13 protein-coding genes and 1 tRNA gene are annotated in these 12,536 nt (G+C 71.1%); 12 read left to right on the forward strand and 2 right to left on the reverse strand.

The window, feature by feature from the left end:
* Window positions 1-47: 47 nt before the first annotated feature.
* The 4 genes from KILIM_RS10785 (at window position 48) to KILIM_RS10800 (ending at window position 4,632) form a co-directional block, all read left to right on the forward strand.
* Complete coding sequence (locus tag KILIM_RS10785; RefSeq protein WP_006592713.1) at window positions 48-890, forward strand: pseudouridine synthase; 843 nt, start codon at window positions 48-50, stop codon at window positions 888-890.
* Window positions 891-915: 25 nt separating this feature from the next.
* The gene (locus tag KILIM_RS10790; RefSeq protein ID WP_006592714.1) at window positions 916-2,121 is read left to right on the forward strand and encodes a prephenate dehydrogenase; all 1,206 of its coding nucleotides are present in this window, start codon (window positions 916-918) and stop codon (window positions 2,119-2,121) included.
* Between the two features lie 29 nt (window positions 2,122-2,150).
* Entirely contained in the window at window positions 2,151-4,454 is a 2,304-nt protein-coding gene (gene der, locus KILIM_RS10795) for a bifunctional cytidylate kinase/GTPase Der (RefSeq protein ID WP_006592715.1), read from the forward strand.
* Between the two features lie 104 nt (window positions 4,455-4,558).
* A tRNA-Pro gene (locus KILIM_RS10800) sits at window positions 4,559-4,632 on the forward strand.
* 68 nt (window positions 4,633-4,700) lie between these two features.
* Here the strand turns inward: KILIM_RS10800 and KILIM_RS10805 are convergent.
* A complete protein-coding gene (locus tag KILIM_RS10805; protein ID WP_006592716.1) occupies window positions 4,701-5,096 on the reverse strand; it encodes a RidA family protein in 396 nt (131 codons plus the stop codon).
* Between the two features lie 137 nt (window positions 5,097-5,233).
* On the opposite strand from KILIM_RS10805, the gene KILIM_RS10810 reads away from it, so the two are divergent.
* Window positions 5,234-6,184, forward strand: a complete 951-nt coding sequence (locus tag KILIM_RS10810) for a helix-turn-helix transcriptional regulator (RefSeq protein WP_255247639.1) — start codon at window positions 5,234-5,236, stop codon at window positions 6,182-6,184.
* 134 nt (window positions 6,185-6,318) lie between these two features.
* On the opposite strand, the gene KILIM_RS10815 is transcribed toward KILIM_RS10810, so the two are convergent.
* Window positions 6,319-7,575 (reverse strand): MFS transporter, encoded by a 1,257-nt coding sequence (locus KILIM_RS10815; protein WP_006592718.1) that lies wholly within the window; start codon window positions 7,573-7,575, stop codon window positions 6,319-6,321.
* 188 nt (window positions 7,576-7,763) lie between these two features.
* On the opposite strand from KILIM_RS10815, the gene KILIM_RS10820 reads away from it, so the two are divergent.
* The 7 genes from KILIM_RS10820 (at window position 7,764) to ftsR (ending at window position 12,461) form a co-directional block, all read left to right on the forward strand.
* Entirely contained in the window at window positions 7,764-8,384 is a 621-nt protein-coding gene (locus KILIM_RS10820; protein WP_006592719.1) for a vitamin K epoxide reductase family protein, read from the forward strand.
* 89 nt (window positions 8,385-8,473) lie between these two features.
* Window positions 8,474-9,379 carry a DUF881 domain-containing protein gene (locus KILIM_RS10825; protein WP_006592720.1) on the forward strand — a complete coding sequence of 302 codons (906 nt, stop codon included), beginning with the start codon at window positions 8,474-8,476 and terminating at the stop codon, window positions 9,377-9,379.
* A complete protein-coding gene (locus KILIM_RS10830; RefSeq protein WP_006592721.1) occupies window positions 9,376-9,708 on the forward strand; it encodes a small basic family protein in 333 nt (110 codons plus the stop codon). Before KILIM_RS10825 ends, KILIM_RS10830 begins: the two co-directional genes overlap by 4 nt.
* Before the next feature lie 5 nt (window positions 9,709-9,713).
* The gene (locus KILIM_RS10835; protein WP_083876088.1) at window positions 9,714-10,577 is read left to right on the forward strand and encodes a DUF881 domain-containing protein; all 864 of its coding nucleotides are present in this window, start codon (window positions 9,714-9,716) and stop codon (window positions 10,575-10,577) included.
* A 73-nt stretch (window positions 10,578-10,650) separates the two neighbouring features.
* Complete coding sequence (gene gcvH, locus KILIM_RS10840; protein WP_006592723.1) at window positions 10,651-11,037, forward strand: glycine cleavage system protein GcvH; 387 nt, start codon at window positions 10,651-10,653, stop codon at window positions 11,035-11,037.
* Window positions 11,038-11,215: 178 nt separating this feature from the next.
* On the forward strand, window positions 11,216-11,749 hold the full coding sequence (locus KILIM_RS25290; RefSeq protein WP_006592724.1) for an FHA domain-containing protein: 534 nt from the start codon (window positions 11,216-11,218) through the stop codon (window positions 11,747-11,749).
* A gap of 4 nt (window positions 11,750-11,753) precedes the next feature.
* Window positions 11,754-12,461: a transcriptional regulator FtsR gene (gene ftsR / locus KILIM_RS10850; RefSeq protein ID WP_006592725.1), complete on the forward strand. Its 708-nt coding sequence runs from the start codon at window positions 11,754-11,756 to the stop codon at window positions 12,459-12,461.
* Window positions 12,462-12,536 lie beyond the last annotated feature (75 nt).

A 12,536-nucleotide genomic window follows, 5' to 3' on the forward strand; every position in this document is an offset into this window, starting at 1 on the left:
GCGAGGGAGCCGGTCGCTCTGGAGCCGCCGGCGGCGGTCCGCGACGAGTGCGTGCGGGCCGGCGCGGGCGACCCACCCAGCCGCGACCCCAGTCACGAGCGGATCAGCCACGATCGGGGGCGTCCCGGCAGGGCCGCGACATCGAGCCCGTGGACGTGCACGACCCCGCGGGGGTGCGGCTGCAGAAGCTGCTGGCGGCCGCAGGCGTCGGTAGCCGCCGGGCGTGCGAGCAGCTCATCGCCGCGGGGCGCGTAGAGGTCGACGGGCAGGTCGTCACCGAACTCGGCGTGCGGATCGACCCGCTCGGCCAGAGCGTGCATGTCGACGGCATCCGCATCCAACTCGACTCCAGCCGCGTGTACTTCGCGTTCAACAAGCCGCTCGGCGTGGTCTCCACGATGAACGACGAGCAGGGCCGCCCCAGCCTCGGGGACTACGTCGGCCGCCGCGGCGAACGCCTCTTCCACGTGGGCCGGCTCGACTCCGACACCGACGGACTCATCCTCCTGACCAACGACGGGGAGCTGGCGCACCGGCTGCAACACCCCTCCTACGGGGTGCCCAAGACGTACATCGCGACCGTGCCCGGGCCCGTCGGCCGCGACGTGGGCCGCACGCTGCGCGCCGGGGTCGAGCTGGAGGACGGGCCGGCGAAGGTCGATTCGTTCAAGCTCGTCGACTCGGCCCCAGGCAAGGCGATCGTCGAGGTCGTGCTGCACGAGGGGCGCAAGCACATCGTGCGTCGCCTCCTGGAGGCGGTGGGGCACCCGGTCCTCACGCTGACCCGGGTGCAGGTGGGCCCGGTGCTGCTGCGCGACCTCAAGACGGGCCGGATGCGGCCGCTGAACGGCAAGGAGATCGGCGAGTTGTTCCAGGCGGCGGAGCTATGAGCCCGCACATCATCCGAGTCTGCCCATGCCGCGTCACGTCGTTGCCGCCGGTGACGCGGGCCAGCCGGTTCGCGGGCCGCTGCCACGGACGCGCGGGCGCCAGCGGACGCACCTGCCGGTCGAAGTGGCGTACGTGGCCGCGCTGAGCCGGGTTCGAATCGTCGGCACGGGGCTGATCGGCACCAGCATCGGTCTCGCCATCCGTGACCGGGGTGTCGAGGTGAGCCTCAGCGACCCCTCACCGACGGCCGTCGCGCTCGCAGCCGACCTCGGCGCGGGTCGCCTCGCAACCGACGACGACCCGGCCCCGGAGTTGATCGTCGTCGCGGCGCCCCCCGATGTCACGGGGGACGTGGTCGCCCAGCAACTGACCCGGTTTCCGCAGGCGACGGTGACCGACGTGGCCTCCGTCAAGCGGGTGATCGCCCACGAGCTGGCCGAGGCGGGCGCCGATGCCAGCCGCTACGTGGGCGGCCACCCCATGGCCGGGCGCGAGCGCAGCGGGGCGATCTCGGGGCGCTCCGACCTGTTCCAGGGGCGGCCCTGGGTCGTCGTGCCGACCTCGAACAGTCATCCCGGCCGCGTCGAGCAGGTCTGCGCCCTGGCCGAACTCGCCGGCGCGGTGGTGACCCGAATGGAGGCCGCCGAGCACGACGCGGCGGTGGCCGCGGTGTCCCATGTGCCGCAGGTCGCCGCCAGTCTCGTGGCCTCCCGCCTGCGTGAGTTGCCGACGGAGTCGGTGGCGTTGGCCGGTCAGGGACTGCGCGACGTGACTCGCATCGCCGCCAGCGATCCGGCGCTGTGGACCCAGATTCTCGTCGGTAACGCCAGCGCGGTCCGCGACATCCTCGCCGAGCTGGCCCGCGACCTCGGCGGTGTCGTCGCCGCGCTCGACGCGATCGGCGACAATCCGGATGCGCTGGCGCCGGGAGCCCGAGGCGTATTGGCGGCCCTGGTCGCCGACGGCAACGCCGGGCACGCCCGCATCCCCGGCAAGCACGGTTTGACGGCGGTGGCCTACGGGGTCGTCACGGTGGTCGTGGCCGACGAGCCGGGGACCGTGGCCCGCCTGCTGCACGACATCGGCGCCGAGGGCGTCAACATGGAGGATCTGCACATCGAGCACGAGGTCGGCCGCCAGGTGGGCATCGTGCAGGTCTCGGTCGTCCCGCAGGCCGTCGAACCCCTCATCGAGGCGCTGCGCCGCCGCGGCTGGAACGTGCGGGATTGAGGGGTCGGGGCAGCGGATAGGCTGCTCCGATGAGTTCGTCGTCCCAGCCCATGCCTCCGGTCGTCGCGATCGACGGACCGTCAGGCTCCGGCAAGTCCAGCGTGTCGCGCGCGGCCGCGCAACGCCTCGACGTCGCCTACCTCGACACCGGCGCCATGTACCGAGCCGTCACCTGGTCGGCTCTGGAGGCCGGGGTCGACCTGAGCGACCCGCAGGCCGTCGTCGATCACGTCGACAGCGTGGGCCTGTCCGTGGGGGTCGATCCCGAGGCGCCCACGATCGCGGTCGACGACGTCGACGTCACCGAGGCGGTCCGTGAGTCTCGGATCAGCGCGGTGGTGTCCGCGGTCGCCTCCGTCCCGGCAGTTCGCGAACGGCTCATCGAGATGCAGCGCTCGATCATCGAGCAGGCCCGCGACACCGGGCTGGGCATCGTGGCCGAGGGTCGCGACATCACCACCGTCGTGGCGCCCGACGCGGACGCCCGCATCCTGCTCGTGGCCAGCCAGGAGGCCCGGCTGCGGCGCCGCGCCGAACAGTTGCACGGCGCGCAGGGGGCGCAGCGGATCGAGGAGATCCGCGACGAGGTGGTGCGCCGCGACAGCGACGACGCCCAGGTGACCGCCTTTCTCGAGCCGGCCCCCGGCGTGACATTGCTGGACACCTCCGAGCTGGACTTCGAGGAGTCGGTCGCGGCCGTTCTGGCGATCGTGGCCAGCACCGCGATGTGGGAGGGCGACGACGACTTCGGCGACGGCGAGATCGAGGACGAGACCTGGGTCGCAGACGACCATGGCGAGCCTGGCGAGCAGCACGGCGCCACTGGCGAGACGGACGATACGGGCGATGCGGGCCCATCGGTCGATGCCCCTGGGGCGGGCGACGGGGTGGCCGACGAGGACGTCGAGCGGGTGTTGCGGGCCGGGCTGGCCGTCTTCGACCTCGACCTCGACGACCAGGCGCTGCTCGAGCGCGGCGACATCGAAGACGCCGAGGACGACGGCGAGGCGGCCTACCCGGTCGTCGCCGTCGTGGGGCGGGCCAACGTGGGCAAGTCGACGCTCGTCAACCGCATCCTGGGCCGCCGGGAGGCCGTGGTCGAGGACGTCCCGGGAGTCACCCGCGACCGGGTGGCCTACGACGCGGAGTGGGCCGGGCGACGGTTCACGCTGGTCGACACCGGCGGCTGGGAGGTCGGCTCGACCGGCATCCACTTGCGGGTCGCCGAGCAGGCCGAGGTGGCGATCGAACTGGCCGACGCGGTGATGTTCGTCGTCGACGCCACGGTCGGCGCGACGGACGCGGACGAGGCGGTCGTCAAGCTGCTGCGTCGCTCGCGCAAGCCGGTGGTGCTCGTGGCCAACAAGGTCGACGACGAGCGCGCGGAGGCCGACGCGGCGATGTTGTGGTCGCTGGGGCTGGGGCAGCCGTGGCCGGTGTCGGCGCTGCACGGGCGCGGCAGCGGCGACATGCTCGACGCGATCCTCGACGTGCTGCCGGAGGTCTCGGCGGTCTCTGGGGCGTACCGGCGCGGGGGACCGCGGCGCGTGGCGCTGCTGGGCCGACCGAACGTCGGCAAGTCGAGCCTGCTGAACAAGCTGGCGGGCAGCGAGCGCGTCGTCGTCGACGACGTGGCGGGCACGACCCGCGATCCGGTCGACGAGTACATCGAGCTGGCCGGCAAGACCTGGCGCTTCGTCGACACGGCCGGTATTCGGCGCCGGGTGCACCAGACCCGCGGGGCGGACTTCTACGCCTCCCTCCGCACGCGTACCGCGCTGGAGAAGGCGGAGGTCGCGGTCGTGCTCATCGACGCCGGCGACCCGATGGCCGAGCAGGACATCCGCGTCATCCAGCAGGTGGTCGACGCCGGCCGGGCCCTGGTCATCGCCTACAACAAGTGGGACACCCTCGATGAGGAGCGCCGCTACTACCTGGAACGCGAGATCAACAAGGAGCTCGTGCAGATCCAGTGGGCACCCCGGGTCAACATCTCGGCGCGCACCGGCCGGCACATGGACAAGCTGGTGCCCGCGTTGGAGACGGCGCTGGAGTCGTGGGACACCCGCATCCCGACGGCCAAGCTCAACGCCTTCCTCGGCGAGGTCGTGGCCGCCCACCCGCACCCGGTGCGCGGCGGCAAGCAGCCGCGGATCCTGTTTGCGACCCAGGCCGCGACGCGTCCGCCGCGGTTCGTGGTCTTCGCCTCCGGCTTCCTGGAGGCGAGTTACCGGCGCTTCCTGGAGCGGCGCCTGCGCGAGCAGTTCGGCTTCGTCGGCTCCCCGATCGAGCTGTCCGTGCGCGTTCGCGAGAAGCGTCGCCGCGACCGCTGAAGCACGCTGAGCAGCCCGACATCCGGGCGAGCCGGTCCAGCGCGCGAGGCGATTCGGACCGGCACGCCGCGATGAGGTAGTCTGCCGAAGGCCCGAGAGGGTACCGGGATGTGGCGCAGCTTGGTAGCGCACTTGACTGGGGGTCAAGGGGTCGCAGGTTCAAATCCTGTCATCCCGACGGAAAGCCCTGGTGAGCGATTCACTCACCAGGGCTTCGTCGTCTCCGGGTGCGCAGGCGCTTGCGCGTCAGGCGACGGCGGTGCCTTCGAGTTCGACGAGCTGGCCGACAACAGCGAGCCGGGTGACCTCGAGCATGGTCGTGGTCGGGGCTACCCCGGCGGCGCCCAGTCGCCCGGCGAGAACGCCGTAGTGCCCGAACAGGGCGTCCACGTCGGTGACGTAGACGTTGAGGCGCACGAGGTTGCTCAACGACATCCCGGCCTCGTGGAGCACGGCTTCGAGGTTGTCCACGGCCAGCGCAAGTTGCGCTCCCATGTCGTCGGCGTGCAGCGGAGCGCCGTCCGCGCTCATCGCGGTCTGGCCCGAGATGAACAGGGTCCGGCTCTGCCCGCAGACGACTTCGCCCTGGTTGAACCCCATCGCCAGGGACCACGATACCGGGTTGATTGCTGTGCGCTCCATGTCACTCCTTCTCGCAGCGGGCGCCCGGCGACTCCGGCAGCCACCGCGGCAACGCCCGCACGACGAGCTTGGCAACGAATCACGACACCTCTTGTCATGATTTCTTGGGAGAATGAAGGGTGCGTGCGGATCGGCTCGTGTCCCTGGTGCTGCTGCTGCGCCAGCGCGGTCGGATGACGGCAGCGGCGCTGGCCGGCGAGCTGGAGGTGTCGACCCGCACGGTGCTGCGCGACATCGAGGCGCTGTCCACGGCGGGAGTCCCGGTCGGCTCCGACCGAGGCCGCCACGGTGGGTTCTGGCTGCTGCCCGGCTTCCGTACCGAGCTGACCGGGCTGAACCACGACGAGGCCCTCGCGTTGCTGACCGCCGGTTCGGGGCGAGGGGAGAAGGTGTTCGGCCTCAGCGCAGCGCTCGCCTCCGCGATGCGCAAGGTGGTGGACGCGCTGCCGGAAGGCCACCGCTCCGGTCTCGACGCCGCCGCCAGCCGCTTCCTCGTCGAGCCGGAGACCGATCTGCTCTCCCGGCCGGCAGCCAGCGAAGAGGTGACGCGCGCCGTCATGGGCAGTGTTCGCCAGGCCGTACTCACGGGCCACCGCCTGCGATTCGACTACGCCGCTCCCGACCGGCCGCCTACGCAGCACACCGTCGACCCGATCGGCCTCGTCACGGTTCGCGGCCGCACGTACCTGCTGGCGACCAAGACGGGACAGGACCGCACCTATCGGCTGTCGCGGATGCTGACCGCCGAGCAGCTACCCGACCCCGCAGAGCGACCGACTCAGGTCGACCTGGACCGCATCTGGGCCCAACGCAGCGCCCGATTCCTCTCCGAGAACCACCTCGCCGTCGTGGTCAGGGTCGCCCCGGCGCGCCGCGAGGATCTGTTGAACAACGCCCGCTCCGTCCGTCTGGAAGCAGCCGAACCCGACGGTCGCGTTCGCCTGGAGGTGGCCTTCGAGGACCTGCGCCACGCTGTCTGGGCGGTCTGGCAACTGGGCACCGCCGCCGAGGTCCTGGCTCCCGAAGAGCTGCGCGCGGCCCTACGCGATCGCGCCCAGACCCTCGCTGCCAGGTACGGCTCCGACTGACACGCCGACCCCACTGGGCAATCGCGGACCCGACTGGACCATCGCTCGAGCAGTTGCCCAGTGGGGCCGGAGTTGTCCAGTGGGGCTAGCGGTAGTCCAGTCGGCCCGCAGACTCGCCGACGCGACCGGCCGCCTCACACGCGGTAGCGGATGAAGGCGGGGGCGAGGGCGGCGGCGAGCAGGACGCCGACGATGGTCAGGATGCCGCCGGCGGTGATGGTCCAGCCGGGGCCGATGAGCGGAGAGGCTGCGCCGTGGGCGACGTCGGCAAGGCGAGGGCCGCCGGCGACGACGACGATGAAGACGCCCTGCAGGCGGCCGCGGACCGCGTCGCTGGCCGACGCCTGCAACATGCTGGTGCGGAACGCCGATGAGGCCATGTCCGCCGCGCCACCGACCGCCAGCGCCAGCGCCGCCAGCGAAAGCAGCGGCATCGAGGGCCCGTCCGCCATGAGCACGGCCGCGCCCAGCACGACGATCGCCGCACCCCACACGACGATGCAGGCCACCACCGCCAGGCCCTGCCGCTGCACCCGCGACACCCACCCCGAGATCACCCCGCCGAGCACCACGCCCGCCGGCATCGCCGCGAAGAGCACGGCGAACGCCAACCCGCCGGCCGGCGGACCGCCGAACGAACTCTGCGCCACCTCCGGAAAGAGCGCCCGCGGCATCCCGAAGAACATCGCGATGAGGTCGACGACGAACGACATGAGCAGCACCGGGTGGCCCCGCAAGTACACAAACCCCTCGATGACCGAGCGCCATCCCGCCCGGCCCGTCGCGCCCTCTACCGGCAGCTTCGGGAGCTGGGTCACCGCCCACAACGTCGCGAAGATGGTCAGGGTGTCGAGAAAGTACAACCAGGCGAAGCCCAGCACCGGGATCAACGCTCCACCGAGCAACGGCCCGGCGACCGCCCCGGCCCCGAACAGCGTCATCGACAAGGCGTTCGCTGCCGGCAGTTGCTCGGCCGGCAAGATCTTGGGCAGCATCGCGCTGCGCGTCGGCTGATTGACCGCGAAGAACGCCTGCTGTGCGGCGAACAACCCGAGCAGGAGCCACACGTTCTGGTTGCCCAGCGCCGCCTGCACCCACAGACCGCCGGTCGTCAGGATCAGTCCCCATGTCGTGACGATCAAGATCGTGCGCCGGTCGAAGACATCGGCCAGCGCCCCGCCGTACAGCCCGAACACGACGAGCGGCACAAGGCCGAACACGCCGGTCAGCCCGACGTAGGCCGACGAGCCGGTGATGAGGTAGATCTGCGCGGGCACCGACACGATCGTCAGTTGCGCCCCGATGACCGTCGCGATGTTCGCGAGCCACAGCCGGCGGAAGTAGAGGTTCTGCAGCGGCCGGGTGTCGGCCAGATGTCGGCGGAACGCCACAGTCCAACCTCCTCCTCGCCTACGCCGGTCAGCTTCGCGGCCCCGAGGTGGCGCCTCGAGGTCCCCGCAGGAGTATGCGCCCACAGCGACGCGACGCACGAACCAGGCACTGCGGGATCGTTGCGATCGCCCGCCTACACTGGGCCGAAGCCTCGCGGGGCCGAGGTGAGTCGCTGGTAGGGGAGCGGATGTCGCAGGACACCAACACGATCGACGCGCCACCGGCGCGCCCGTCGTTCGGCTACGGGCTCTACCTGCTGATCTCCGGGCTCATCGGGCTCATCGCCTCGCTGGCGCTGGCGATCGAGAAGATCGAACAGCTGCGCAATCCGCTGGGCGCGCTCAGCTGCGACGTCTCGATTCTCGTGCAGTGCAGCGCCAACCTGGACTCCCCGCAGGGCGCCCTCTTCGGCTTCCCCAACCCCTATCTCGGGTTGTTCGGCTTCGCGTGCGTCATCTGCGCGGGCGTCACCACATGGGCCGCACCGGCCATCGCCCGTTGGTACTGGCTGCTGTTCAACCTCGGGGTCGCCGCGGGGCTGGTCATGGTCCTCTGGCTCATCTCCCAAAGCGTGTACGTGCTCGGCACCCTGTGCCCCTGGTGCATGGTCGTGTGGGCGGTGACGATCCCGATGTTCATCGTCGTCACGCTGCGTAACCTGCGCGACGGGGTGTTCGGCGCCGGGCTGCGCGCCCTCGGCGCACAACTGTGGCCGTACGCCGGGCTCTTGGTTTTCGTCGCCGTCGCGGTCGTCGTCTTGCTGGCCCAACTGCGCCTGGATGTCGCGGGCAACGTCTTCGGGCTGTGATCGTGAGTCCCGCGAGCTCCCCAGGCACGGACTCCGGACCATCGACAGACTCCGGCGCACCGCCGCGCCGGGGGCCGGTCGACGCCTCGATGACGCTGATCAACGAGATCATGCGCTCACCCATCGACCCCGGTTACGCGGCCGCGGCCGCCCGCAAGAAGGCGCAGCAGGAGGGGGGTCGCTCGCCCGGCGTTCGGCCCACCACCCGGCTCGTCGTGCTGACGGTGACCGTCCTGCTCGGGCTCCTCGTGGGCACCGCCATCGTCAACCTTCGGCTGCCCGCCGCCGCTTCGGCGCAGGCCCGCGAAGAGCTCGTGCAGCGGGTCGACGCGGCCAACGCTGCGGTGGCGCAGCGCGGGGAGCAGGTGGCGACGCTGCAGTCCCAGATCGCAGCTCTGCAGCGCAGCGGCGACCCCGACAACGGGCAGGCCGCGACCCGCGCCGCCACCCTCGGTCTCCTCGTCGGCACCGTCGCGATGGCGGGGCCGGCGGTGCAGATCACCCTCGACGACGCCCCGGAGTCGGCGCTGCCGGCCGGGCCGAACGAGGCCGAACGCGGCGGCCAGTTCAACCCCGGCCGAGTCGTGGCCAGCGACGTGCAGGCCGTCGCCAACGCGCTCTGGGGTGCCGGCGCCGAGGCCATCGCCATCAACGGACACCGGCTGACCTCCACCTCGGCCATCCGGTTCGCCGGGCAGGCCATCCTGGTCAACTACCGCCCCCTGACGCGGCCGTACGTCATCACCGCGCTCGGCGCCCCCGATCTGGGCAGCCGCTTCTCCGCCGGCGAAGGGGGCGCCTACCTCGAGCAACTGGCCTCCGCCTACGGCGCGCGCACCGACGTGCGCACCCTGCCCCAGGGCGCCGTGCCCGCCGGCACCGCTCTGACGCTGCGCTACGCCCGCCCCGAGGCCTCGCAGACCCCGGCGACGACCACTCCGACCGAGACCTCACCCAACCAAACCTCTACGACCCCGCAGGAGGCCCCCTCATGATCCCCGCCATCGGCCTGCTCGTCGGCCTGGCGATCGGGCTGATCCTGCAGCCGAACGTGCCGCTGTGGCTGCAGCCCTACCTGCCGATCGCCGTGATCGCCGCTCTGGATGCCGTGTTCGGCGGCATCCGGGCGGTGCTCGACGGGATCTTCGACGACAAGGTCTTCGTCGTCTCGTTCGTCTCGAACACGGTCGTCGCGGCGCTCATCGTGTTCCTCGGTGACCAACTGGGGGTCGGCGCGCAACTGTCCACCGGGGTCGTCGTGGTCCTTGGCGTGCGGATCTTCTCCAATGTCGCCTCCATCCGCCGGCATCTCTTCAAGGCGTGATGAGCATGAGCAACGAGCCGACCCAGCAATCAGGGGGCGAGTCGGAGGGTCAGGACGAGAGCCAGGCACGAGGCACGGAGCCGACCACTGAGCCGACCAGGGCGCCGACCACTGAGCCGACCAGGGCCCGTTCGTGGGGGGACCTGTGGCGCGCGGCCCGCCTCCGTCCCTCCCGCTCGGGCGTGGTCGTCGGCGTCCTCGCGGTGCTGCTGGGCATCGCGATCTCGGCGCAGGTGGGGCAGACGCGCCAGAGTGGGCTGGAGAGTCTGCGCCAGGGCGAGCTCGTCGCGGTGTTGGATTCGGTGAACCAACGGTCGGCGCGCCTCGACGAGGAGATCACGCGGCTGACTGCCGAGCGGGACCGGCTGGAGCGAGAGCAGGGGCTGGACCCGACGCAGGCCCGCGCGGCCGCCACCGAACGGGCGGATGCACTCGGCATCCTTGCGGGCACGGTGGCTGCCCGCGGTCCTGGCGTTCGCATCACCATCACCGACCCGGGGCGCACCGTGGGTTCGGCGACGCTGCTCAACGCCATCCAGGAGCTGCGCGACGCCGGCGCGGAGGCGATTCAGGTCGGCGGGGTGCGGGTCGTCGCCTCCAGCTACGTCGCGGAGGACCCCAGCGGCGCGGTCCTCGTCGACGGCAAGCCGCTGCCCAATCCGTACGCGATCCTCGCGATCGGCGACGCGCAGACGCTGGCCTCGGCGATGAACATTCCTGGTGGAGTCGTCGAGACGGTGCGCGGAGTCGGCGCGACGATCGCCGTCAGCCAGCAGGATGGGGTGCGGATCACCGCATTGCACACCCCAGTCGCGCCTCGTTACGCTCGACCCGAAGCGAGCCCAGAGACTGCCTCGCCGGGCTCGTGACGCGGTAGGTTCGACCTACTGACCAGCACCCCGCTCGTGGCCCTCACGAGCACCGCCACTGACAAGGAGCGTCATGCCCGATCTGGAGTTCCCGGAGGACCTGCGTTACACCAGCGAGCACGAATGGGTGCGCACCGGGCAGGACGGCGTCGTGCGCGTCGGCATCACCTCCTACGCCCAGGACGCGCTGGGTGACGTCGTCTACGTGAGCCTGCCCCCTGTCGGTGACACCCTCAGCGCCGGCGACACCTGCGGTGAGATCGAGTCGACCAAGTCGGTCAGCGACCTGTACTGCCCGCTGGACGGCGAGGTGACCGCCGTCAACGAGGCACTGGACGCCACCCCCGAGCTGGTCAACTCCGACCCCTACGGCGACGGCTGGATGTTCGAGATCAAGCTCTCCGACACCGGTGCTCTCGAGGAGCTCATGGACGACAGCGCCTACGAAGAGAGCCTGTAACCAAAGGCCTGCCCGGTGCGGCCGGCACGGACTGGCGCACCGGGCGGAGCGAGACTGGCGCACAACCACACCCGGCCTCGGTCACGCGGCGGGCCGGGCGCTGGTGGGCGTGGTGATGGCCTATCGTGGAGTTTCAGGTTTCACGTCAGGTTGAGACGGCGAGGAAGCGGGTGACGTAGTGGTCGAGGCCTCGGGCAACGACGAGCAGCGGAACGGCGAAGGTCAGGGCCCCGACGAGCGCAACACTGGGCGCCAGCCGGCCAAGGACGGCCAGGACCCCACGCGCCGCCCGTTCGACCCGGCGACCCAGCACTTCCAAGGCCTCTCCGGTGAGCAGCCCGAGTCGTTCGGCGACGCCGACGCGGGCCTGTCCACCGACGACCACGCGACGATCGACGCTCTGCGCCCCGGCACGGCGTTGTTGCTCGTGCTGCGGGGCCCGAACACGGGTGCCCGCTTCCTGCTCGACGCTCCGACGACGACCACGGGTCGGCATCCGGACAGCGACATTTTCCTCGACGATGTGACGGTCTCGCGCAAGCACGCGGTCTTCCAGGTAGAGGGTGACTCGTTCGTGGTGCGCGATGTGGGCTCCCTCAACGGCACCTACGTCAACCGCGAGCTCGTCGACCAGGCCGTGCTGCGACCCGGCGACGAGGTGCAGATCGGCAAGTACCGGCTGGTCTTCTACACCGCGCGCCGCGCGAACTGACGCCGTGGCGCAGAGCCACCACGCCGGCCGTCGCTCCATCGGTGCAGTGCTGGACGAGTTGCGCGCCGACTTCCCCGACGTCACGGTCAGCAAGATCCGCTTTCTGGAGTCGCGGGGCCTCATCAATCCCCAACGCACCCCGGCTGGCTACCGCAGCTTCGACGAAGAGGATGTGCAGCGGCTGCGCTACATCCTGACCGCCCAACGCGACCGCTTCTGGCCGCTGAAGGTCATCCGCGAAGCTCTCGATGCGTTGGATCGCGGACTCGATCCGGCGGGGGACAGCGACCAGCGGCCGCAGGTCCCGAAGCCGGAGCACGACCCTGCCGTTCCGTCGGCGCGGCGGTTGGCCGAGCCCGCCAAGCCCCTGCGACTGACCCGGGCCGAGGTGCTCAAGGCCAGCGGTCTGAGCCCCGCGATGCTGGATGCGCTCGTGGGTTACGGGCTGTTGCAGCCCGACAGCGGCGGCCACTTCGACGCCTACGCGCTGCCGATCGCCGCAGCCGCCGCCGCGTTGGGTTCCTACGGCATCGAGGCTCGCCACCTGCGGCCGTTCCGCACGGCCGCCGACCGCGAGATCGGGTTGGCCCAGCAGGTCGTGGCCCCGGTGCGCGGGCGCGACCCCGAACGGGGTGAACTGCTCACGGCCGAGATCCTCGCCCACGGGATCGCCTTGCACACCGCGCTCGTTCGGGCCGCCCTGCGCGCCTGATCCGAGCGCCGAGTGGCGGTGCCGGTCTCCCGAGGGTTCGACGGGGGTTTCGACAGACGTTTCGACGGGGTGTTC

Source organism: Kineosphaera limosa NBRC 100340 (genome assembly GCF_000298215.1).
GTDB lineage: Bacteria > Actinomycetota > Actinomycetes > Actinomycetales > Dermatophilaceae > Kineosphaera > Kineosphaera limosa.